22 protein-coding genes and 1 pseudogene are annotated in these 22,770 nt (G+C 67.5%); 10 read left to right on the forward strand and 13 right to left on the reverse strand.

All coding sequences use genetic code 11. The features are described from left to right. The first annotated feature begins 186 nt into the window (after positions 1-186). From A6745_RS18355 to A6745_RS18380, 6 genes are all read left to right on the forward strand, one after another. A complete protein-coding gene (locus tag A6745_RS18355) occupies positions 187-1,233 on the forward strand; it encodes a hypothetical protein (protein WP_066130245.1) in 1,047 nt (348 codons plus the stop codon). Next, a complete protein-coding gene (gene recJ, locus A6745_RS18360) occupies positions 1,215-2,915 on the forward strand; it encodes a single-stranded-DNA-specific exonuclease RecJ (protein ID WP_066131373.1) in 1,701 nt (566 codons plus the stop codon). The genes A6745_RS18355 and recJ overlap by 19 nt, the downstream gene beginning before the upstream one ends. Before the next feature lie 214 nt (positions 2,916-3,129). Then, a protein-coding gene (prfB, locus tag A6745_RS18365; protein WP_156513438.1) for a peptide chain release factor 2 occupies positions 3,130-4,234 on the forward strand; the annotation gives its coding sequence in 2 pieces (ribosomal slippage) (positions 3,130-3,210 and positions 3,212-4,234; 1,104 coding nt in all). A 34-nt stretch (positions 4,235-4,268) separates the two neighbouring features. Further along, entirely contained in the window at positions 4,269-5,024 is a 756-nt protein-coding gene (locus tag A6745_RS18370) for an SDR family oxidoreductase (RefSeq protein WP_066130247.1), read from the forward strand. A 7-nt stretch (positions 5,025-5,031) separates the two neighbouring features. Beyond that, entirely contained in the window at positions 5,032-6,549 is a 1,518-nt protein-coding gene (gene lysS, locus A6745_RS18375) for a lysine--tRNA ligase (protein ID WP_066130249.1), read from the forward strand. Between the two features lie 12 nt (positions 6,550-6,561). Then, positions 6,562-6,855 carry a hypothetical protein gene (locus tag A6745_RS18380; protein ID WP_066130254.1) on the forward strand — a complete coding sequence of 98 codons (294 nt, stop codon included), beginning with the start codon at positions 6,562-6,564 and terminating at the stop codon, positions 6,853-6,855. A gap of 84 nt (positions 6,856-6,939) precedes the next feature. On the opposite strand, the gene A6745_RS18385 is transcribed toward A6745_RS18380, so the two are convergent. Both A6745_RS18385 and A6745_RS18390 read right to left on the reverse strand, forming a co-directional pair. Then, a complete protein-coding gene (locus A6745_RS18385; RefSeq protein ID WP_066130256.1) occupies positions 6,940-7,665 on the reverse strand; it encodes a PIG-L deacetylase family protein in 726 nt (241 codons plus the stop codon). 36 nt (positions 7,666-7,701) lie between these two features. Beyond that, entirely contained in the window at positions 7,702-8,691 is a 990-nt protein-coding gene (locus A6745_RS18390) for a tripartite tricarboxylate transporter substrate binding protein (protein ID WP_066130257.1), read from the reverse strand. Between the two features lie 128 nt (positions 8,692-8,819). Here A6745_RS18390 and A6745_RS18395 point away from each other — a divergent pair, with 128 nt between their 5' ends. Further along, positions 8,820-9,755, forward strand: a complete 936-nt coding sequence (locus A6745_RS18395) for a LysR substrate-binding domain-containing protein (protein ID WP_066130258.1) — start codon at positions 8,820-8,822, stop codon at positions 9,753-9,755. A 128-nt stretch (positions 9,756-9,883) separates the two neighbouring features. Continuing rightward, a pseudogene (locus A6745_RS27975) lies at positions 9,884-10,239 on the forward strand (MerR family transcriptional regulator). A gap of 259 nt (positions 10,240-10,498) precedes the next feature. Here A6745_RS27975 and A6745_RS18405 read toward each other — a convergent pair. The 11 genes from A6745_RS18405 to uvrB form a co-directional block, all read right to left on the reverse strand. Further along, entirely contained in the window at positions 10,499-11,386 is an 888-nt protein-coding gene (locus A6745_RS18405; RefSeq protein WP_066130261.1) for a methylglyoxal synthase, read from the reverse strand. Positions 11,387-11,633: 247 nt separating this feature from the next. Continuing rightward, positions 11,634-11,828, reverse strand: a complete 195-nt coding sequence (gene iscX, locus A6745_RS18410) for a Fe-S cluster assembly protein IscX (protein ID WP_066130263.1) — start codon at positions 11,826-11,828, stop codon at positions 11,634-11,636. Between the two features lies 1 nt (position 11,829). Then, on the reverse strand, positions 11,830-12,171 hold the full coding sequence (gene fdx / locus A6745_RS18415) for an ISC system 2Fe-2S type ferredoxin (RefSeq protein ID WP_066130265.1): 342 nt from the start codon (positions 12,169-12,171) through the stop codon (positions 11,830-11,832). 6 nt (positions 12,172-12,177) lie between these two features. Next, positions 12,178-14,055 carry a Fe-S protein assembly chaperone HscA gene (hscA, locus tag A6745_RS18420; RefSeq protein ID WP_066130267.1) on the reverse strand — a complete coding sequence of 626 codons (1,878 nt, stop codon included), beginning with the start codon at positions 14,053-14,055 and terminating at the stop codon, positions 12,178-12,180. Positions 14,056-14,134: 79 nt separating this feature from the next. Next, complete coding sequence (gene hscB, locus A6745_RS18425) at positions 14,135-14,647, reverse strand: Fe-S protein assembly co-chaperone HscB (RefSeq protein ID WP_066130268.1); 513 nt, start codon at positions 14,645-14,647, stop codon at positions 14,135-14,137. A gap of 3 nt (positions 14,648-14,650) precedes the next feature. Further along, positions 14,651-14,974 carry an iron-sulfur cluster assembly protein IscA gene (gene iscA, locus A6745_RS18430; protein ID WP_066130271.1) on the reverse strand — a complete coding sequence of 108 codons (324 nt, stop codon included), beginning with the start codon at positions 14,972-14,974 and terminating at the stop codon, positions 14,651-14,653. Between the two features lie 4 nt (positions 14,975-14,978). Further along, positions 14,979-15,422, reverse strand: a complete 444-nt coding sequence (gene iscU / locus A6745_RS18435; RefSeq protein WP_066130274.1) for a Fe-S cluster assembly scaffold IscU — start codon at positions 15,420-15,422, stop codon at positions 14,979-14,981. A 33-nt stretch (positions 15,423-15,455) separates the two neighbouring features. After that, positions 15,456-16,667, reverse strand: a complete 1,212-nt coding sequence (locus tag A6745_RS18440; RefSeq protein WP_066130275.1) for an IscS subfamily cysteine desulfurase — start codon at positions 16,665-16,667, stop codon at positions 15,456-15,458. 18 nt (positions 16,668-16,685) lie between these two features. After that, positions 16,686-17,219, reverse strand: coding sequence for a Fe-S cluster assembly transcriptional regulator IscR (gene iscR / locus A6745_RS18445; protein WP_066130276.1), 534 nt, complete (start codon positions 17,217-17,219; stop codon positions 16,686-16,688). A gap of 214 nt (positions 17,220-17,433) precedes the next feature. Continuing rightward, positions 17,434-17,925 (reverse strand): low molecular weight protein-tyrosine-phosphatase, encoded by a 492-nt coding sequence (locus A6745_RS18450; protein ID WP_066130280.1) that lies wholly within the window; start codon positions 17,923-17,925, stop codon positions 17,434-17,436. 250 nt (positions 17,926-18,175) lie between these two features. Then, positions 18,176-20,206 carry an excinuclease ABC subunit UvrB gene (uvrB, locus tag A6745_RS18455; RefSeq protein ID WP_066130282.1) on the reverse strand — a complete coding sequence of 677 codons (2,031 nt, stop codon included), beginning with the start codon at positions 20,204-20,206 and terminating at the stop codon, positions 18,176-18,178. Positions 20,207-20,309: 103 nt separating this feature from the next. Between uvrB and A6745_RS18460 the strand changes: the two genes are divergently transcribed. Next, positions 20,310-21,512, forward strand: coding sequence for an amino acid aminotransferase (locus A6745_RS18460; protein ID WP_066130289.1), 1,203 nt, complete (start codon positions 20,310-20,312; stop codon positions 21,510-21,512). 206 nt (positions 21,513-21,718) lie between these two features. Continuing rightward, positions 21,719-22,372 carry a transcriptional repressor LexA gene (gene lexA / locus A6745_RS18465; protein WP_066130291.1) on the forward strand — a complete coding sequence of 218 codons (654 nt, stop codon included), beginning with the start codon at positions 21,719-21,721 and terminating at the stop codon, positions 22,370-22,372. Positions 22,373-22,770 lie beyond the last annotated feature (398 nt).

The following is a 22,770-nucleotide window of genomic DNA, read 5'->3' on the forward strand; positions in this document are numbered from 1 at the left end:
GGCATCAAGGATGAGGGGGCTCGTAGCGAAATGTGTGCAGAGTACGAGGGATGTTTGGCGAAAAGTTTCCGTGTGGACCAGCGGACTCATCATCCGTTGGTGCCGAGCCGCTCTCCAGAGTTCCCCGACAAGGGGCCGATTCCGTCAGTCAGCCCGTGACCGAAACGTCGCACTACAATCCCGCCCATGCTCATTGTCATCCCCGGCGCCCTGCCCCCGGCGTCCGTCGCGCCCGAACTGGCCAAGCGGCTGCCCAAGCAGGCGCCCGCGTTGCATGCCTGGCTGCAGGCCGGCCAGGCCCGGTCCGAGCCCTTCGACGTGCGCGCGCAGGGCTGTACGCCCCTCGAAGCCTGGCAACTGGAACGGGCGGGCTTTCGCGGCCAGCCTGAACTGCCTTTCGGGGCGGGTCTCGGACCGCTGCTGGCCGCGCAAGCCCGAACCGACGCCACGCGTCCCCCGGCTTCGCCGCCCGGCCCGGATGCGGCATCAGCAGACGCGTCCGCGACGCCTTCCCCCGCCGGCGCGGCATCGGCCAATTCCGGCATCTGGCTCGCCGACCTCGTCCACATGGCCCTGGGCACCGACCAGGCCTCGCTGCTGGAGCCGGACCAGATGGACTTGCGGCCAGAGGAAGGCCAGGCGCTCTACGACGCCGTCGCGCCGCTATTCGACGGTACCGCCTTCGCCGCCGCCCCCCTGGCCCCCCACCGCTGGCGCGTGACCCTGCCCGAGGGCCTGCGCCCGCACACGGGCAGCCCGCGCGCCGTGGCCGGCCACAACCTGAATGCCTGGTGGCCGCAGGACGCCACCATGCGCCCGTGGCGCCGCCTGCTGAACGAAATCCAGATGGCCTGGTACGAACACCCGGTGAACGAGGCCCGCGCCGCGCGCGGCGCCGCCCCGGTCAACGGGTTGTGGCTGTACGGCGGCGCAACGCCCTGGCCCATCCAGCAGCCCGCGCCGGACGACGCCCAGCTCATCACCGACCTGGACGCCGCCCACCGCGCCGGCGACTGGGCCACCTGGCTCGACGCCCTGTCCGGCCTGGACCGCGCGCGCATCGCCCCGCTGGCGGGCTCGGAGAAATCCCCCCTGCCCGCGCAACCCACCGAACTGCTGCTGCTGGGCGAGGATCGCCGCGTCCGGCTCACCCTGAAACCGCGCACCGGCCTGCTGAAATGGCTGCCGGCGCCCAAGCACGACTGGAACACCTGGTGGTCTCGCCCCGTCTGACCGTACGCCCCACCGACGCCGCAGCCTGCAGGCTGCTGGAATCCGCCGGCATCCATCCCCTGCTGTCGCGCCTGTGGGCCGCGCGCGGGGTCACGCACCCCGACCAGACCCGCCTGGCCTGGCCCGCGCTGCTGCCGCCCAGCGGCCTGACGCATTCGGCGCATGCCGCTGGCGTGCTGGCCGACGCCATCCAGCAGCGCAAGAAGCTGCTGATCGTGGCCGACTACGACTGCGACGGCGCCACCGCCTGCGCGGTCGGCCTGCGCGCCCTGGCCGCCATGGGCGCCGACGTCGACTTCCTGGTGCCCAACCGCTTCGAAACGGGCTATGGCCTGTCGCCCGCCGTGATCGAACTGGCCTGCACGCACCGCGGCGGCAAGCCCGACCTCATCATCACGGTGGACAACGGCATCGCCAGCGTCGACGGCGTGGCCGCGGCCAATGCCGCCGGCATCGGCGTGGTCGTCACCGACCATCACCTGCCCGGCGACACCCTGCCCGACGCCCTGGCCATCGTGAACCCCAACCAGCCCGGCTGCGGCTTCCCGTCCAAGAACCTGGCCGGCGTGGGCGTCATCTTCTACATGATGCTGGCGCTGCGCGCCGAGCTGCGCCGCCGCGGCGTGTACGCGGCCGACGGCGGCCCTCGCCTGGATGCGCTGGCCGACCTGGTGGCGCTGGGCACGGTCGCCGACGTGGTCAAGCTCGATGCCAACAACCGCCTGCTGGTCACGCAGGGCCTGCAGCGCATGCGCGCCGGCCGCATGCAGCCCGGCCTGCGCGCCCTGTTCGCCGTGGCCAGCCGCGAGCCGCGCACCGCCAGCGGCTTCGACCTGGGCTTCGCCCTGGGCCCGCGCATCAACGCCGCCGGCCGCCTGGCCGACATGAGCCTGGGCATCGCCTGCCTGACCACCGACGACGAGGCCGAGGCCCTGGACATGGCGCGCCAGCTCGACCAGATCAACCGCGAACGCCGCACCATCGAGGCCGAGATGCGCGACCAGGCCATGGCCGCCATGGCCGATCCCTCGGCCGCGCCGGGCGCCACCGTCTGCGTGTTCGACCCGGGCTGGCACCAGGGCGTGGTGGGCCTGGTGGCCTCGCGCCTGAAGGAAAAGTTCTGGCGCCCCACCCTGGCCTTCGCGCCGGCGGGCGACGACGAGATCCGCGGCTCGGGCCGTTCGATTCCCGACGTGCACCTGCGCGACGCGCTGGACCTGGTCTCCAAGCGCCATCCCAACCTGATCCGCAAGTTCGGCGGCCACGCCATGGCGGCCGGCCTGACACTGGGCCGCGACGACTTCGCCACCTTCGCCCCCGCCTTCGACGCCGCTGTGCGCGAGCTGACGGGCCGCGACCGCTTCGAGCCGCTGATCGAGACCGACGGCACGCTGGAATCCGGCTACGCCAATGCGGAGGTCGCCGGGCTATTGAACCAGCAGGTCTGGGGCGCGGGTTTCGCGGCTCCGCTGTTCCTGGACGAATTCACCGTGCGCGCCCAGCGGCTGGTGGGCGAGAAGCACCTGAAGCTGTCGCTGGAACGCGGCCACCAGCGCTTCGACGCCATCTGGTTCGGGCACGATCAGTCGGTGCCCGAGCACGTGCAGGTGGCCTACCGGCTGGAGCAGAACGTGTGGAACGGCATGGTGTCGGCGCAGTTGGTGATCGAGCACGCCGAATAGGCCTGCCAATCCAGCCTCACGGACACAAACGCCGCCCCAGGGCGGCGTTTGCACATCCGGTCCAGGCGCCCTGCCTGCTCACCAGCCTGGCCGGCTGCGACACCGCATGCGCCTCCCCCCATACCTACCACAGCACCTTCCGCACACCCCCGAACCGATCTCCCCCAGACAAGCTAAAATGCCAGGTTTCGCAGAAAAGTCATCAAGGATCGCCATGGAAGCCGAACGCCAGAACCAGATCGCCGCCCGCCTCGCCGACTACGCGCAGCGCGAGCTGGCGTTACGGGGGTATCTTTGACTACGATGCCAAGACCGAACGCCTGCACGTCGTAAACGCCGAGCTCGAAGACCCGGCCGTCTGGAACGACCCCAAGCACGCCCAGGACCTGGGCCGTGAAAAGAAATCCCTCGAAGACGTCGTCACCACGCTGACCGAACTGGGCAATGGCGTGGCCGATGCGCGCGAGCTGTTCGAGCTGGCCGCGGCCGACAATGACGACGCCACCCTCGAAGCCATCGAGCAGGACGCCAACGGCTTCCAGGAACGTCTCGAAGGCCTCGAATTCCGCCGCATGTTCTCCAACCCGGCCGATCCGCTGAACTGCTTCGTGGACATCCAGGCCGGCGCGGGCGGCACCGAGGCGCAGGACTGGGCTTCCATGCTGCTGCGCCAGTACCTGAAGTATGCCGAGCGCAAGGGTTTCAAGGCCGAAGTGCTGGAAGAGTCCGAGGGCGAAGTGGCGGGGCTGAAGTCGGCCACCATCAAGCTCGAGGGCGAGTACGCATTCGGCTACCTTCGCACCGAAACCGGCGTGCACCGCCTGGTCCGCAAGAGCCCGTTCGACTCCTCCGGCGGCCGCCACACCTCGTTCGCCAGCGTGTTCGTCTATCCCGAGATCGACGACTCGTTCGAGATCGAGGTCAACCCCGCCGACCTGCGCGTGGACACCTACCGTGCCAGCGGCGCGGGCGGCCAGCACATCAACAAGACCGACTCGGCCGTGCGCCTGACGCACATCCCCACCGGCATCGTCGTGCAGTGCCAGAACGACCGTTCGCAGCACCGCAACCGCGCCGAAGCCATGCAGATGCTGAAGTCGCGCCTGTACGAGCTGGAAATGCGCAACCGCATGGCCGAGCAGCAGAAGCTGGAAGACTCCAAGACCGACGTGGGCTGGGGCCACCAGATCCGTTCGTACGTGCTGGACCAGAGCCGCATCAAGGACCTGCGCACCAACGTCGAAATCTCGAACACGCAGAAAGTGCTGGACGGCGACCTGGATCCCTTCATCCAGGCCAGCCTGAAGCAAGGCGTCTGACCCCGAGTTTCCAACCCGATCAGCGAGGCACAGCATGACCGACACCATTGCCATCCTTACCGGCGCCTCGCGCGGCCTGGGCGCCGCGCTGGCGCGTGGCCTGGCGCGCCCCGGCGTGCGCCTGGTCACGCTGGCGCGGCGCGACGACGCCGAACTGGCCGAATTCGCCCGCGCACAGGGCGCCGAGTTGCAGCAGGTCAAGGTCGACCTGTCCGACCTGTCCGCCGCGCAGCGCACCGCCGACCAGATCGCGCGTGACCTGCCGCACGACGCCAGGCGCTACCTGCTGGTCAACAACGCCGGCACCGTGCAGCCGGTGTCGCCCTGTGCGGGGCTGACCGACGCCGCCAGCATCACGCAGGCGTTCAACCTCAACGTCACCGCCGTCATGCTGCTCACCGCGCGCTTCCTGCAGGCGGTGCGCGGCATGCAGGCCGACCGCCGGGTGCTCAACATCTCGTCGGGCGCCGGCCGCAATCCCAACGCGGGCTGGGGCGTGTACTGTGCCACCAAGGCCGCGTTGGACATGTACACGCGCGTGCTGAAGCAGGAACAGGGCGCCGACGGCGTGCGCGCCGTCTCGCTGGCGCCCGGCATCGTCGACACCGACATGCAGGAAACCATCCGCGGCAGCGACCCCGCCAGCTTCCCCGCCCTGGCCAAGTTCCAGGAATTCAAGACCGCCGGCCAACTGGCCGCTCCCGCCGACGTTGCCGCGCGCATCCTCGCCTACCTAGACCGCGACGACTTCGGCACGACCGACATCGACGACATCCGCCATTACCCCTGAACCCGCCATGACCGACCACCCCGCCGCCCCCGCCCAGGACGAAAACCGCTTGATCGCCGAACGGCGCGTCAAGCTGGCCAAACTGCGCGAAACCGGTGTCGCGTATCCGAACGACTTCGTACCCGACGCCCGCGCCGCCGACCTGCACGCCCAATACGACGATCAGGAACAGCCCGCCCTGGAAGAGGCCGCGGTGCAGGTCAAGGTGGCCGGCCGCATGATGCTCAAGCGCGTCATGGGCCGCGCCAGCTTCGCCACGCTGCAGGACAGCACCGGCCGCATCCAGCTCTACCTGGAACGCGGCACGCTGGGCGAGGAGGTCTACGCGGCATTCAAGCAATGGGACATCGGCGACATCATCGCCATCGAAGGCCGCATCTTCAAGACCAACAAGGGCGAACTGTCGGTGCACGCCACCGCCGCCCGCCTGCTGTCGAAGTCGCTGCGCCCCCTGCCCGACAAGTTCCATGGCGTGGCCGACCAGGAACTGCGCTACCGCCAGCGCTACGTCGACCTCATCATGACAGACGCCACGCGCCGCACCTTCGAGGCGCGCAGCAAGGCCATCGGCAGCATCCGCCAGTTCATGCTGGAATCCGGCTTCCTCGAAGTCGAGACCCCCATGCTGCACCCCATCCCGGGCGGCGCGGCGGCCAAGCCCTTCATCACCCACCACAACGCGCTGGACATGGAAATGTTCCTGCGCATTGCGCCCGAGCTGTACCTGAAGCGCCTGATCGTGGGCGGCTTCGAGCGCGTGTTCGAAGTCAACCGCAACTTCCGCAATGAAGGCGTCAGCCCGCGCCACAACCCCGAATTCACGATGATGGAGTTCTACGCGGCCTATGCGGACTACCGCTGGCTGATGGACTTCACCGAGCAGGTCATCCGTGGCGCGGCCATCGCCGCCACCGGCAGCGCCGTGCTCACCTACCAGGAACGCGAACTGGACCTGTCCAAGCCGTTCGACCGCCTGACCATCTGCGAAGCCATCATCAAGTACGCCCCCGGCTACACGCAGGAGCAACTGGACGACATCGAGTTCGTGCGCGCCGACCTGAAGAAGCACGGCGCGGACGTCGACGGCCCCGTGCTGTCGCGCGCCGGCCTGGGCGCGCTGCAACTGGCGCTGTTCGAGGAAACGGCCGAGTCCAAGCTCTGGAACCCGACCTACATCATCGACTACCCGGTCGAGGTCTCGCCGCTGGCGCGCGCCTCCGACACCCGCGAGGGCATCACCGAGCGCTTCGAGCTGTTCATGACCGGCCGCGAGATCGCCAACGGCTTCTCCGAGCTGAACGATCCCGAAGACCAGGCCGAGCGCTTCCGTTCGCAGGTCGAGGCCAAGGACGCGGGCGACGAGGAAGCCATGTTCTACGACGCGGACTACATCCGCGCCCTGGAATACGGCATGCCCCCCACCGGCGGCTGCGGCATCGGCATCGACCGCCTGGTCATGCTGCTGACCGACAGCCCCAGCATCCGCGACGTCATCCTGTTCCCGCATCTGCGCCGTGAAGACTGAGCGGGCCGCGCCATGATCGCCAAGATCCTCGTCATCGTCGCGTTCCTGGTGCTGCTGATGTATGTGGTGCTGCCCAAGCGCGGCGTGCTGGCCGCGCCGCCGGGCACCGACCAGCGCACCTACACGGCGCTATTGCTCACGGCCGTCGTGATGCTGATCGCCTCCCTGTGCTGCGTGGCCTTCTGGCTGGGCCAGGCGTCTTCCGGCGCCGGCCAGGAACGCAGCACCCTGCTGCCCATCGCCGGCGTGCTGCTGGCCGTCTCGGTGGCCTGCGCCGGCGTGGCGCTGCTGAAGCGGCGCCGCTAGCCCACCGAAACCGGACACTCAAAAAATGATGCCGCGGGGCCTTGCCACAAGGCCCCGCGGCATTTAGGCCGATCGAGGCGCGGCCTATGCCAGTTCCGCCGTGACCTGCGGGAAGACACGCTGGTAGCCCTCGCCGTACTGGATCTTCAGAGCCGAATTGCGCGCCGCCTGCACGCCACGCTGCAAGGCCACGCGGGTGTAGTACTCCCACAGATGCTCCTGCGCGGCCATGGTCTCGAATGCGCGGCGCTTGGTCTGCCAGACCGGCGAGATGTCCAGCAGCACATCGGGCTTCCAGCCGCATTGCTCCGGCTGGTGCGGCTCGAACAGGAATACCGGCGGCGCGCCCAGCACGCCCTCTTCTGGATGATGTCCATGCGCCTGGGCAATCACGCGCGCCTCCTGCGCCACGTGCGTGGCCAAAGGGTGATCGAAGTTGTACGGGTCGCGCTGCGAATGCGTCAGCACGAAGGCCGGCCGCAGTTCGCGGTAGATATCGACCAGTTGGAACAACGCTTCGTCGGGTACGCGCAAGGGATAGTCGCCGCAATCCAGGAACCGCACGGAAGCCCCCAGGATGCCCGCCGCGCGTTCCGCCTCTTCGCGGCGGGCAGCCTTCACGCGTTCCAGCGTCATGCCAGGCTCGCGCCAAAGCTTGGCCGATTCGCCGCGCTCGCCATACGACAGGCACACGACGACCATGTTCCAACCGCGGCTGGCATACAGGGCGATCGCCCCCCCGGCCCGCCAGACGAAATCCGCCGAATGCGCACTGACGATCAGGCCCGTCTGTTGCGTGGTGCTGCTCATGAATTGCTCCCTTGAATAGGCCGGCTGGACGCGCACTCAATCGGCGCGCACGCCCGCCTGCTTGATGACGCGTTCCCATTTGATGGTTTCGGCGGCGACGAAGCGGCTGAAATCGGCGGCGCTGCCCGGGGTCAGTTCGGCGCCCATCTCGGCCATGCGCTGCCGCACATTCGCGTCGGCCAGCGCCTTGCGCAGCGCCTGGTTCAGGCGTTGCACGACCGGCGCGGGCATGCCGGCGGGACCGATCACGCCCCACCACACCGCGGCCTGCGCGTCCGGCAGGCCCTGATCCACCACGGTGGGCACCTTGGGCAACAGCGGCGAACGCTTGGCATCCAACACCGCCAGCGCGCGCAACTTGCCCGACTGGATATGCGGCAGGACCTCCAGCGGATTGATCGCCATGAAATCGATGCGCCCGCCCAGCAGGTCCGTGACGGCCGGCGACCCGCCCTTGTACGGCACATGCAGCGCCTGGAACTTGCCTTCGCGCTTGAGCAGTTCGCTGGCCAGATGCCCCGAACTGCCATTGCCCGCGGACGCATAGGTCAGCTTGTCCGGATGGGCGCGGCCATATGCCACCAGATCCTTCAGGCTTCGGTGGGGCGAATCGGACGGCACCACCACGACCAGCGAGGCATAACCGATGGCGCCCACCGCCGCGAAATCCTTGGCCGGGTCGAAGGGCAGCTTCGAGAACAGCGCGGCATTGCCGGCCAGCGTATTCGAGGCCGTCAGCAGCGTATAGCCGTCAGGCTGCGCGCGCGCCACCGCCTCCAGGCCGATGTTGGTGGCGGCGCCGGGCCGGTTGTCCACGATGATGGGCTGCCCCAGATCCTGCGCCATTTTCTGCGTCACCAGACGCGTGACGATATCCACCCCACCGCCCGGCGAGTACGGCACGACCACGCGTATGGGCTTGTCGGGGAACGCCTGCGCGCCCTGCGCGGCCGTAGCCCCCGCCAGCGCGAAAGCCAGGCCGCAGGCGCGCAGCAGGCGGGTCAGGACGTGGGAAGTCCGTTGCATCGATGTCTCCTGTTCGTGGGAACGCCGTTCGCGTCCCGTTCTTGGTATGCGGGTGACTATGATCTCGCCAGGCCATTAATATGATCCAATACTTTTGGAACCCACCTTTTATTTCGATTCCAAATAACATGGAACTACGCCAACTCCGCTATTTCGTCGCGGTCGCCGAGGAACTGAGCTTCAGCGCCGCCGCGCGGCGCCTGCACGTCAGCCAGCCACCGCTCAGCCTGCAGATCAAGGCATTGGAAGAGGAACTGGGTTCCGTGCTGCTGGAACGCACCAAGCGCCACGTGGCGCTGACCGAAGCCGGCGCGCTGTTCCTGGAGCAAGCCCGCGCCGCCCTGCGGCACGTGGACCGCGCCGGCGAAGTGGTGCGGCTGGCCTCGCGCGGCCTGGCAGGAGAACTGCGCCTGGCCTTCACCGCGTCGGTGCCCATGTTCGATGCCTTTCCCCGCCTGATCCAGCGTTTTCGCGCGGCCCACCCGCAGGCCCGCGCCGACCTGGCCCACATGTCCACGGGCCAGCAACTGCGCGCCCTGGCGGACAAGACCATCGACGTGGGTTTCCTGCGGCCGTCCCTGCTGTTCTGCGCGCCGGCCAGCATCGCGACGCTGCCGCTATGGGGCGACCGTCTGGTCGCGGTCCTGCCCGATCAGCATCCCCTGTCGCACGGCACGCAGCCCCTGCCCCTGGCCGCCTTGAAAGATGAACCCTTCATCCTGTTTCCGCGCGGATTGGGCTGCGGGCTGTTCGAACACGTCATGGTGCTGACCAGCCGCGCCGGCTACGCGCCGCGCCTGGTGCAGGAAGCCCGGGAAGGCGCCACCATCCTGGGCCTGGTGGCCGCGGGCATGGGCATTTCGATCCTGCCTGAAACCTATGCCCGCAGCGGCGTGCCCGGCGTGGCCTATCGTCCCATCGACACTCCCGATGCCGCCAGCCAGCTGCTGATGGCCTATCGTCCCGACGACGACGGCCCGCTGCTGCGGCGGTTTCTCGATACGGTCTGGCGCTGCCTGTACAGCGCCCCGGCGCCCCCAGGCGGCTCGCCGCGGCTCGGCTAATGCCGCATCGCGGCTTCCACGAAACCTGACAGCTCACGATTGAAGCGCTGCCGCTCCTCCATGAACGGCGCATGCCCCGCTTCTGGATAGAACTGGCCGGTGATCCGCGCATTCAGGGCCCGGGCCCGCTGGAAAGAGGCTTCGGCGCGAACCAGCGCGTCGCGCGCGCCATAGATCAACAGCAGCGGCTTGTGCATCGCCGCCAGGCCCTGGGGCGCCTCCACCGACATGCCGTGCACCGCATGCTCAGGTCAGGCAGATCCAGCGCCTGATCGCCACCGGCTTCAGCCTGGCGGAGATCCGCGGCTTTCCCGGCTGCATGTTGCTGATCGAAGGCGCCAAAGCCTGCGCGGCCATCACGGATGCAAAGCGCAAGCGGCTTGCGATCCTGGAACGGCGGATAACCGCGCTCGAAAAACAACGGCAACGCCTGCGTGCCATGGTTGTCGAAAGCGCCGAATCCGACGAGAACCTGTCGCCATAGCCAGGCGATGCGTTGACGCTCGCCGATATCGACATCGCCGCCCCATTTTCACGCTACCGACGAACCGGCACGCCCCACGACGAATTCCCTGACCTCGTCGCCTGGCAGGAGCGCCTGCCCCGAACCGTGCCGGCACGGGCGCAGACGCGAGATGAAGTCGAGCAACGCCTGGGAGCAGTACCGCAGGCCGCACGCGCAAGCGATTTCCGTAGACATCCGGGGCCACGGGCAAAAGCGCGCGCCAGGGCAACCGGGCAGCCTACACCCGCTCGGCACGCAACCGCGCCGCCTGCGCCCAGCGCCGCGCCACCACCGGCGAAGTCGCGCACGCGGCATGCGCCGTCGCCACGCGCACGGCCCGTTCCAGCAGTTGGATGTCGGCCTCGTGCTGGCGCGCCACGTGCGGATCCTCGAAGAACACCACCCGCTGGCACTGCTGTTCCAGCACCAGTTCGGCGATCTGCGCGTCGCCGCCCAGCGGCCCGCTCAGGTAACGGCGCACCCAGGGCTTGTCTGCGGGCCAGCCGCGCGACCAGGCCAGGTCGTTCAGCAGTCCGCCCGTCGTGCCCGTCGCCACCCGGCTGGCGAACTGCGACAACAGGTCGAAGTGCTCGGCCGCGAACGTCAGCATTTCGCTTTTCAAGGCATCGTGCGCGATCAGCGCCAGCGTCTGGCGGCCGAAATCGAAATGGCGCGACACCGCGGGATCCGGCGTCAGGCCCGCCAGCACGCGCTCGGCCTCGATCCATTCGATGGCCCCGGCCAGCGTCGAGATGAACGGCCGACCGTGCGTGATGCACTGGCGCTTGAGCGCCAGCGCCTCCGGAAAGATGGAAGAAGGATCCACCGGATCGATCAGGTAGATGGCGCCGTCGAACGGTTCGGCGCCATCGCGTCCCTCGGTCACGCGCGCCACCAGCTTCATCAGGCCGCCTTCGCGGCCATAGGGATAACGGACCAGGCCGCGATACCCCTGAAGCATCTCTTCCCGCTGGATGGCGTCATAGGTGCGCCCGACCGTGTGCAGCTCCATGCCCAACTCGCGGATGCCCGCCGAACTGGCGCGCAGCCAGTCGAACAGCGCGGCATCGGGGGTTTCGTGATGCAGGCGGTTGGCGGCAAGTCCGAAACGCAGGCGAGCGGTCATCGAGGAACACCGGAAACAGAGAGGTATTCGATATTACTGTGCCTGATCGCGATACACCGGCGCCGTATCGACGGCGCCTGGATGGCTGCCCCTGCCCTCAGGAACATGCCGCCACCGGCCCGAGGCCCGGATGTCCGCCATTTCCCGCTACGAGGCGGCTCCCGCGCCCCGTGGCCGGCCTCAAACAACAACGGCCCCATCCTGATGGATGGAGCCGCTCGCCTCGGCGCGCGCCGGGCGGCGCGCCCTATTGCGCCTCGTCGATCCACGCCATCTGGATGGCCTCGAGGATCTTCTCGCCGCTGCGCGCCGGATCGTCGTTGAAACCGGGCAGCGCCATCACCCATTCGCGCAACTGCGTGAACCGCACCGTGTTGGGGTCGACGTCGGGATGGGCGTCGGCCAGCGCGGCGGCGACGTCGTAGGTGTCGGTCCACTTCATGTCAGTGCGCCTCTTTGGCGTGATTGATCGTGTACTTCGGGATTTCCACGGTCAGGTCCTGGTCGGCGATCTTCGCCTGGCACGACAGCCGCGAGGTGGACGTCAGGCCCCAGGCCCGGTCCAGCAGGTCTTCCTCGGCGTCGGTGGCGTCCTCCAGCGACGCATAGCCCTGCTTCACGACGACATGGCACGTGGTGCAGGCACAGGACAGTTCGCAGGCATGCTCGATATCGATGTGATTGTCGAGCAGCACGCGGCAGATGGAGACGCCTTGCGGCGCGTCTTCAATGACGGCGCCATCGGGGCAGACGTCGGGATGAGGCAATACAGTCAGCTTGGGCATGTCGGATCAGGCGATTTCGTCCAATTTACGGCCAGCCAGCGCGCGCCGGATGCTGCGATCCATGCGGCGCGCGGCAAAGTCTTCGGTTGCATCGGACAGGGCCCGCACCGCGGCGCGCACGGCGTCCTCATCGTCCAGTTGCTGGGCCGCGTCGGCCTGCGTCAGGCATTGCTCGACACGCTCGCGCTCGTCGGCCTGCAGCAGGTCGCCATCGGCCTGCAGCGCCGCGCGCACGGATTCGGCCAGTTGCCGGGCCTCGACCTGCTGCTCGCGCAGCATGCGGGCGCGCGCATCGCTGTCGGCCTCGCGCACGCTGTCGGCCAGCATGCTGGCGACCTCGTCGTCGGACAGGCCATACGAGGGCTTGACCGTGACGGCGGCCTCGACGCCCGTGCTCTGCTCGCGCGCGGTCACGCTGAGCAGGCCGTCGGCATCCACCTGGAAGGTGACGCGGATACGGGCCGCCCCCGCCACCATGGGCGGAATGCCGCGCAGCTCGAACCGCGCCAGCGAACGGCTGTCGGCCACCAGGTCGCGCTCGCCCTGCACCACGTGCAGGCTCATCGCGCTCTGGCCGTCCTTGAAGGTCGTGAATTCCTGCGCGCGCGCCACCGGAATGGTGCTGTTGCGCGGGATGATCCGCTCGACCAGGCCACCCATGGTTTCCAGGCCCAGCGACAGCGGGGTGACATCGAGCAGCAGCCAGTCTTCGCCCGGCGCGCGGTTGCCCGCCAGCAGGTTGGCCTGCAGGGCGGCGCCCAGCGCCACGACCTGATCGGGATCGAGGTCGACCAGCGGCTCGGTGCCGAACAGCTCGCCCACGGCACGGCGCACCACGGGCATGCGCGTGGCGCCGCCCACCATCACCACGCCGCGCACGTCGGCCGGCGCCAGGCCGGCATCGCGCAAGGCGCGCCGCGCGCTGTCCAGCGTGCGCTCGACCAGCTCGCGGGCCCATTCCTCGAATTGCGCGCGGCTCAGGTCGTAGGCCACGGCCGTGCCGTCGGCCAGCGTCACGTCCAGGCGCGCCTGCTCCTGCGAACTGAGCGCCTCGCGCGCGGCACGCGCGGCCACCAGCAGGCGGCGGCGGTCTGCGCGCGCGCCCTGCGCGTCGGCGGCTTGCGCGGCGGGCTGCCCGGCCAGCACGCGCTCGACGATGAGCGAATCGAAATCGTCCCCGCCCAGCGCGGTGTCGCCGCCGGTGGCAATGACCTCGAAGACGCCGCGCGTCAGGCGCAGGATGGAGACGTCGAACGTGCCGCCCCCCAGGTCGTACACGGCATACACGCCCTCGGCCGCGTTATCCAGTCCGTAGGCGATGGCGGCGGCGGTGGGCTCGTTCAAGAGGCGCAGCACGTTCAGGCCGGCCAGGCGCGCGGCGTCGCGCGTGGCCTGGCGCTGCGCGTCGTCGAAATACGCAGGCACGGTGATGACCGCGCCGACCAGATCATCGCCCAGCACGTCTTCGGCGCGCTGGCGCAGCACCGCCAGGATCTGCGCGGACACTTCCACGGGGCTCAGGTCGCCCTGCACCGTGCGCACCCGCACCATGCCCGGCGCATCGATGAATTCGTATGGCGCCCCGCTGGCCTGCGCCTCGGCCAGCGTGCGGCCCATGAACCGCTTGACCGACACGACCGTGTTGGCCGGATCATTGGCCTGTTGCGCCAGGGCGTCGTAGCCCGTGATGGCGCGGCCGCCCGGCAGGTACTGCACGGCGGACGGCAGCAGAGGCCGCCCGGCATCGTCATTCAGCACCTCGGCCACGCTGCTGCGCACCGCGGCCACCAGGGAATGGGTCGTACCCAGGTCGATCCCCACCGCCAGCCGGCGCTGGTGCGGCGCGGGCGACTCACCGGGTTCGGAAATCTGCAATAAAGCCATATCTCGCTTGAATTTCTTGGAAGTATGGAGGGGGCGGACGGACCAGGCGGCCGGCGCATTCCAACCGCTGGCCGGGGCGCTATCGCAACGGCTGCAGTTGGGCCAGCTCCTGCGCCAGGCGTTCGATGAACATCCACTCGCGTACCTTCTGCCCCGCTTGCGCGGTGTCGCCGCGCGCGTCCAGCAGATCGGCCAGCGTGCGGCGCATCGCTTCGCGCGCCTCGCCCAGCTCGGCGCGCAGTGCGTCCGCGCGGGCGGCATCTTGGCGCGCGTCGTCGAGCATCTCGCGCCATTCCATCTGCTGCATCAGGAAAGCGGGATCCATCGAGGTGTTGCTTTCGGTCTGCAGGTCGACGCCCGCCTGCTCGCACAGATAACGCGCGCGCAGCAGCGGATCACGCAGTTGCCGGTAGGCTTCGTTGGCGCGCGCGGACCACTGCATGGCCACGCGCCGCTCGGCGGCGCTTGCCGTGGCATAGCGGTCGGGATGCACCCGTGCCGCCACGTCGCGCCACGCGCGCTCCAGGGCATCCGTATCGATGTCGAACCGCGCGGGCAACCCGAACAGGCTGAAGTGATCGTCCGCCGCCAAGGCCTACACCGTGAACGACTCGCCGCAGCCGCAGGTCGCCTTCTCGTTGGGGTTGCGGAACTTGAAGCCCTCGTTCAGGCCCTCGCGCGCGTAGTCGAGCTCGGTGCCATCCAGGTACGCCAGGCTCTTGGGATCGATGAACACCTTTACCCCGAAGCTCTCGAACATCTGGTCGGCCGTGTCGGCCTCGTCGACGTACTCGAGCTTGTAGGCCATGCCCGAGCACCCCGTGGTACGCACGCCCAGGCGCAGGCCAATGCCCTTGCCGCGCTTGGTCAGGTAGCGGCTGATGTGGTTGGCCGCCTTCTCGGTCAGGGTGACTGCCATGATCTCAGCTCGCCGCGGCGGCCGTTGCCGTGACGGCCTCGGGTTGCGACACGGAGGCTTCGGCCGGCCCGCCGTGCTTGGCACGGTAGTCCTGCACGGCGGCCTTGATGGCGTCCTCGGCCAGAATGGAACAGTGGATCTTGACGGGGGGCAGCGCCAGCTCTTCGGCGATCTGCGTGTTGCGGATGCTCATGGCCTGATCCAGCGTCTTGCCCTTCACCCATTCGGTGACCAGCGAGCTGGAGGCGATGGCGGAACCGCAGCCATAGGTCTTGAAGCGCGCATCCTCGATCACGCCCGACGGGCCGACCTTGATCTGCAGCTTCATGACGTCTCCACAGGCAGGCGCGCCGACCATGCCGGTGCCGACCGTGTCGTCGCCCTTTTCGAACGAACCCACGTTGCGGGGGTTTTCGTAATGATCCAGAACCTTGTCGCTATATGCCATGATGTTTCTCCACTGCTTGTTCGTGGCAGGGGCTCAGTGAGCGGCCCACTGCACGGTGTTCAGGTCGATGCCGTCCTTGGCCATTTCCCACAGCGGCGACATGTCGCGCAGCTTGCCCACCCGGCTCTTGATCAGTTCGACCGTGAAGTCGACTTCCTGCTCGGTGGTGAAACGGCCCAGGGTGAAGCGGATGGAACTGTGCGCCAGTTCGTCGTTGCGGCCCAGGGCGCGCAGCACGTACGACGGTTCCAGGCTGGCCGAGGTGCAGGCCGAGCCGCTGGACACGGCCAATTCCTTGATGGCCATGATCAGCGACTCGCCCTCGACATAGTTGAAGCTGATGTTGAGGTTGTGCGGCACGCGGTGTTCCATGCTGCCGTTGACGTAGACCTCTTCGATCTGCGACAGGCCGGCGTACAGGCGGTCGCGCAGCATGCGCAGGCGCTCGTTCTCGGTGCCCATTTCCTCGCGGGCCAGGCGGAAGGCCTCGCCCATGCCGACGATCTGGTGCGTGGCCAGCGTGCCCGAGCGGAAACCGCGCTCGTGGCCGCCGCCGTGCATCTGCGCCTCGATGCGCACGCGCGGCTTGCGGCGCACGTACAGCGCGCCGATGCCCTTGGGACCGTAGGTCTTGTGCGCCGAGAACGACATCAGGTCGACCTTCAGCTTCTGCAGGTCGATCTCGACCTTGCCGGTGGCCTGGGCGGCATCCACGTGGAAAATGATGCCCTTCTCGCGGCAGATTTCGCCGATGGACTCGACATCTTGAATGACGCCGATCTCGTTGTTCACCATCATCACCGACACCAGGATGGTATCGGGACGCAGCGCGCCCTTGAACGCATCCAGGCTGATCAGGCCATCCTCCTGGACGTCCAGGTAGGTGACTTCGAAGCCCTGGCGCTCGAGTTCGCGACAGGTGTCCAGCACCGCCTTGTGCTCGGTCTTGACCGTGATGATGTGCTTGCCGCGCTCGGCGTAGAAGTTGGCCGCGCCCTTGATGGCGAGGTTGTCCGATTCGGTGGCGCCGGAGGTCCAGACGATTTCACGCGGGTCGGCATTGACCAGCCTGGCGACTTCCTCGCGCGCCTTCTCGACGGCTTCCTCGGCGTCCCAGCCAAAAGCGTGGCTGCGCGATGCCGGGTTGCCGTAGTTTTCGTATAGCCAGGGCACCATCTTGTCGACCACGCGGGGGTCGACCGGCGTGGTGGCCGAGTAATCGAGATAGATGGGACGGGTGGTCATTTTGTGCAACTCCTGCTTTTATACGGTGGCGTTGGCCTCGACGGCGGCCGCCGGCGCATTGGCCGCGCTCCCCGTGCGGCTGACCCGCACGGAGCATTCCTGGGCCTGGTTGGCCGCTTCCTGCAACTGGCGCACGCGCTGCTGGTCGACCAGGTCCTGCAGGGAAACCGAGTCGAGGTAATCCACCATCTTGCGATTCAGCGTGGCCCAGAGTTCGTGCGTCATGCACTTGCCCGAGCGGCCATCGTTGCCGCTGGTGCAGTCGCGCTTGCCGCCACAGCTGGTGGCGTCGAGCGGTTCGTCCACGGCGAAGATGATGTCGGCGACGGTGACGTTGCGGGCCAGGCGGGCCAGCGAGTAGCCGCCGCCCGGACCGCGCACGCTGTCCACGAGTTCGTGGCGGCGCAACTTGCCGAACAGCTGTTCCAGGTAGGACAACGAAATGTTCTGCCGTTGGCTGATGGCCGCGAGCGTGACCGGGCCGCTGTGCTGCCGCATTGCCAGGTCGATCATGGCCGTTACGGCGAAACGCCCTTTGGTAGTTAGCCGCATGGTGTGTTTCCTGTGTATCCGTAAAATCGCCTGAAAGCATCCAGAGGACTATGTCAGGCGGCCTAATACTTGAGTAATTGCCTCAAGTATAGCAAATACCCGAGTAAATTGCTAGGCATCCAGGTCGGAAAAAACCGCGCCTGGGCGCGGTCTGAGAAAGAACTGCATGGGCCTGCCCCGCCCGCGTGCGAGCGCAGCAAGCCCTTCGAATGATTTATGCGGCCTGATACTGGGTGGCGCGCTTGCGCACCAGCTCAAGCACGCCCTGACAGGCGTCTTCGATGTAGTCCAGCACCTTGCCGAAGCCCTCGGGACCGCCGTAGTACGGATCCGGCACGGTGGCTTCCTCGAACTCGTTCGCGAAGCGCATCAGCAGCATCAGCTTGTGCTGGTAGGCTTTGGGGCACTGCTGCTGCATGGCGGACAGGTTATCCCAGTCCATTGCCAGGATGAGATCGAAATCGCGGAAATCTTCCGCGGTGACCTGGCGGGCCTCGCAGTGAGTGATGTCATAGCCGCGCTTGCGGGCCGCGGCCAGGGCCCGGGCATCGGGAGCTTCGCCGATGTGATAGGCGTGGGTGCCCGCGGAGTCGATCCGCACGACGTCACCCAACCCGGCGTCATTCACCAGATGGCGAAACACACCCTCCGCGCTCGGCGAGCGGCAGATATTGCCCATGCAAACGAAAAGTACCTTGGTCATCATGGCGTCAAGTGTGCGGGAAAACCCGGAACATAGCAAGTTTTTTTTGCAGGGCCGTTATATCAACACTCATCATTTAAAAGATCAATTTTCCCAATAAAATCAATCAATTGAATGAAGTGTCAAATATATGACATGGCACCTTTTCAGTCGCTGAACGAGGGGCGGCAAATCTGCCCCCAATTTGGTCGCGCGCCCGCCGGGGCGGGCTTCATCCGTAACACTGTGGCGCCGTCCAACACGGCTTTGGTTACTACACCGCGCCGTCCAGCAGTACCCGCTTCTTCAATGCATTCAGCGCGTCGCGCGCCGCGGCGGCCTGCTCGAATTCCAGGTTGCGGGCGTGATCCATCATCTGCTTTTCCAGACGCTTGATCTCGCGCGCCATGGCCTTCTCGTCGGTCAGCGCCTCGGCCGGCACCGCGGCCTCGAGCGTATCGTGGCTGGCCGGGGCCACCACGCCGTCGATCAGTTCGCGCACGGCCTTGTTGACGCCTCGCGCGGTGATGCCGTGGTCCGCGTTGTGCTGCAGCTGCTTGTTGCGGCGCCGCTCGGTTTCGTCCATGGCGCGCCGCATCGAATCGGTGATGTGGTCGGCGTACAGGATCGCGTGGCCGTTCAGGTTGCGCGCCGCGCGGCCGATGGTCTGGATCAGGCTGCGCTCGGAACGCAGGAAGCCTTCCTTGTCGGCATCCAGGATGGCCACCAGCGATACCTCGGGAATGTCCAGGCCTTCCCGCAGCAGGTTGATGCCCACCAGCACGTCGAAGGTGCCCAGGCGCAGATCACGGATGATCTCGACGCGCTCGACGGTGTCGATGTCCGAATGCAGATAGCGGACCTTGATGCCGTGCTCGGTGAGGTAGTCGGTCAGGTCCTCGGCCATGCGTTTGGTCAGCGTGGTGACCAGCACCCGCTCGCCCACCGCGATGCGCGTCTTCAATTGGCCCAGCAGGTCGTCGACCTGGGTGCGGGCGGGCCGCACCTCGACGATAGGATCCACCAGGCCGGTGGGACGCACCACCTGCTCGACCACGTTGTCGGCGTGCTCTTTCTCGTAGGCGGCGGGCGTGGCCGACACGAACACGCACTGGCGCATGCGCGCCTCGAACTCCTCGAGCTGCAACGGCCGGTTGTCCAGCGCGGACGGCAGGCGAAAGCCGTACTGCACCAGGGTTTCCTTGCGTGCCCGGTCGCCGCGGAACATGCCGCCCAACTGGCCGATGGTGACGTGGCTTTCGTCGATGAACATCAGCGCGTCGGCAGGCAGGTAGTCGATCAGCGTGGGCGGCGGATCCCCCGGCATGGCGCCGGACAGATGCCGCGAGTAGTTCTCGATGCCCTTGCAGAAGCCCAGCTCCTGCAGCATCTCCAGGTCGAAGCGCGTGCGCTGCTCCAGGCGCTGGGCCTCGACCAGCTTGCCGTCCTTCGTCAGGAACGACAGGCGCTCGCGCAACTCTTCCTTGATGGTCTCGATGGCGCGCAGCACGGTTTCGCGCGGCGTGACGTAGTGCGACCCCGGGTACACGGTGAAGCGCGGCAGCTTCTGGCGCACGCGGCCAGTGAGGGGATCGAACAGCTCCAGCGTCTCGATCTCGTCGTCGAACAGCGTCAGGCGCAGCGCCAGCTCGGGGCTTTCCGCGGGGAAGATGTCGATCGTCTCGCCGCGCACGCGGAACGCGCCACGGGTGAAGTCGGCGTCGTTGCGGGTGTACTGCATGGCCACCAGCCGCGCCAGGATCTCGCGGCGCGAGATGCGGTCGCCCGCGCGCAGGATCAGCACCATGGCGTGGTAATCGCCCGGGTTGCCGATACCGTAGATGCACGACACCGTGCCCACGATGACGGTGTCGCGCCGCTCCAGCAGGCTCTTGGTGGCCGACAGGCGCATCTGCTCGATGTGCTCGTTGATCGAGGAGTCCTTCTCGATGAACAGGTCGCGCGTCGGCACGTAGGCCTCGGGCTGGTAGTAATCGTAGTACGAGACGAAGTACTCGACCGCGTTGCGCGGGAAGAACTCGCGCATCTCGGCGTAGAGTTGCGCGGCCAGGGTCTTGTTGGGCGCCAGCACCAGGGCGGGACGGCCCATCTGCGCGATGACGTTGGCCATCGTGTAGGTCTTGCCGGAGCCCGTGACGCCCAGCAAGGTCTGGTACATCAGGCCGTCCTGCACCCCCTGCACCAGCCCCTCGATCGCGCTGGGCTGATCGCCCGCGGGAGGATAAGGCTGGTACAGGTGGAAGGGGCTGCCGGGGTAATCGACGAATCCGGAATCGGGCGGCATGCTAGACTTTTTCCAAGATGTCTTTTTCAAGACATTCTGTCGGGGGTAAACCCCCCATTATCCACAGCACCCGGTAGTGCGTCCACCCAGCCATTCAACGCCCATGAGCAACCTCTTCGCTTCCGTCGAACTCGCGCCGCGCGACCCCATTCTTGGCCTGAACGAGCAGTACAACGCCGACACCCGCCCCGGCAAAGTGAACCTCGGCGTGGGCGTGTACTACGACGACGAAGGGCGCATTCCCCTGCTGGGCGCCGTGCGCAAGGCTGAAGTGGCCCGCGTCGAGGCCGCCGCCGCCCGCGGCTACCTGCCGATCGAAGGCATCCCCGGCTACAACAAGGGCGCGCAGGCCCTGCTGCTGGGCGCCGACTCGCCCCTGGCCGCCGCCGGCCGCGTGCTGACCACCCAGGCCCTGGGCGGCACCGGCGCGCTGAAGATCGGCGCCGACTTCCTGCGCCAACTGCTGCCGAAATCCAAGGTGCTGATCAGCGACCCCAGCTGGGAAAACCACCGCGCCCTGTTCGAGCGCGCCGGCTTCCCGGTCGGCACCTACACCTACTACGATGCCGCCACGCACGGCCTGAACTTCGACGGCATGCTGGCCGACCTGAAGTCGGCCCCGGCCAACACCATCGTGGTGCTGCACGCGTGCTGCCACAACCCCACCGGCGTCGACCCCACGGCCGACCAATGGCGCCAGATCGCCGACGTGGTCAAGGCCCGCGGCCTGGTCCCGTTCCTGGACATCGCGTACCAGGGCTTCGGCGACGGCCTGCAGGAAGATGCCTCGGTCGTGCGCCTGTTCGCCGACCTCGACATCACGATGCTGGTCAGCTCGTCGTTCTCGAAGTCGTTCTCGCTGTACGGCGAGCGCGTGGGCGCCCTGACCGTGGTGGCGGGCGACAAGGAAGAGGCCGGCCGCGTGCTGAGCCAGTTGAAGCGCACCATCCGCACCAACTACTCCAACCCGCCCACTCACGGTGGCACGGTGGTGGCCTCGGTCCTGAACGACGCCGAGCTGTTCGCGGAGTGGGACCGCGAACTGGCCGGCATGCGCGACCGCATCCGCCTGATGCGCAAGCAACTGGTCGACAAGATCAAGGAACACGGCGCCACGCAGGACTTCAGCTTCGTGCTGAAGCAGCGCGGCATGTTCTCGTACTCGGGCCTGACCAGCCAACAGGTCGACCGCCTGCGCGAAGAGCACGGCGTGTACGCCATCAGCACCGGCCGCATCTGCGTGGCCGCCCTGAACAGCCGCAACATCGACGTGGTGGCAAAGGCCATCGCGGCCGTGCTGAAGTAAGCCTCACCCCTGTTCGGCAAGCGCGCAACGGAGCCCACGGGCTCCGTTTTTCCTTGGTGCATGTGCCAGTAGGTGCTTGTGCCGCAGTGCATGCTGCCCCTTGCCGCATCGCGTTTCATACACGTGTCTTGCATTTTTCCGCTGCGTCCCCCAGAATGCCGCTGTATATACATACAGTCCGCGTTCAGCGCACACGGATCATCGCCATGGCCACGAAACTCACGGAACGCCAACAGGAAATCCTGGATCTCATCCGCCAGACGGTTGCCCGCACCGGCTTCCCGCCCACGCGCGCCGAAATCGCGCAGGCACTGGGCTTTCGCTCGCCCAATGCGGCCGAAGACCACCTGAAGGCGCTGGCCCGCAAAGGCGCCATCGAACTCACCGCCGGCGCCTCGCGCGGCATCCGCCTGAAGCCGCTGGCCGACGCGCCCGCCGAGGCTCCCGCCGCCATCGCTTCCACGCTGTCGCACCTGCTGCTGCCGCTCATCGGCCGTGTCGCCGCGGGCAGCCCCATGCTGGCCGCCGAGCACGTCGAACGCGAGGTGGGCGTCGACCCGGGCCTGTTCGCCCAGGCGCCCGACTACCTGCTCAAGGTGCGCGGCATGAGCATGCGCGACGCCGGCATCCTCGAAGGCGACCTGCTGGCCGTCAAGAAGACCGCCGAAGCGCGCAACGGCCAGATCGTCATCGCACGGCTCGACGACGAGGTTACCGTCAAGCGCCTGCAGCGGCAGAACGGCCGCATCGAGCTGCTGCCCGAGAACCCCGACTTCTCGCCCATCATCGTGCAGGCCGGGCAGGACTTCTCGCTCGAAGGCATCGCCGTCGGGCTCATCCGCACGCAACCGCTGCACTGAACGCTGCACCGGCGGGCCCCTGTACGAACGCAGACCTCGCATCGCGGCCTGCGGTGGGCAATCCAGGGCAAGCCACGCGCCGCACGCCGGGCGCATGCAGCCATGCATGCGCCCACGCAAGAATCCCCTCTTCCAGGCCGGTCATGCCATTGCCGACCCGTCTTTGCCGCGGCGGGAGGCGTGAACGCCGATGCCCACGGAGGGAATCGGCATTCCTGTAAAGAAAATGCAATAAAACGTAGGACGGGTTGCCTCCCAGCTCGGCGCCAGTCAAAAGGCCCGGCGCGGACCCACCCTTCGCCAGAACGATGCATACCGGCCGTGCCCCTTGTCCGCCCCCAGTCGCATTCCCCCCTCGGCACCCCATCCACGCCCGCGCGCCTGGCCGCTCCCTCCAC

The sequence above is a fragment of the Bordetella ansorpii genome (genome assembly GCF_900078705.1).
Lineage (GTDB): Bacteria > Pseudomonadota > Gammaproteobacteria > Burkholderiales > Burkholderiaceae_B > Bordetella > Bordetella ansorpii_A.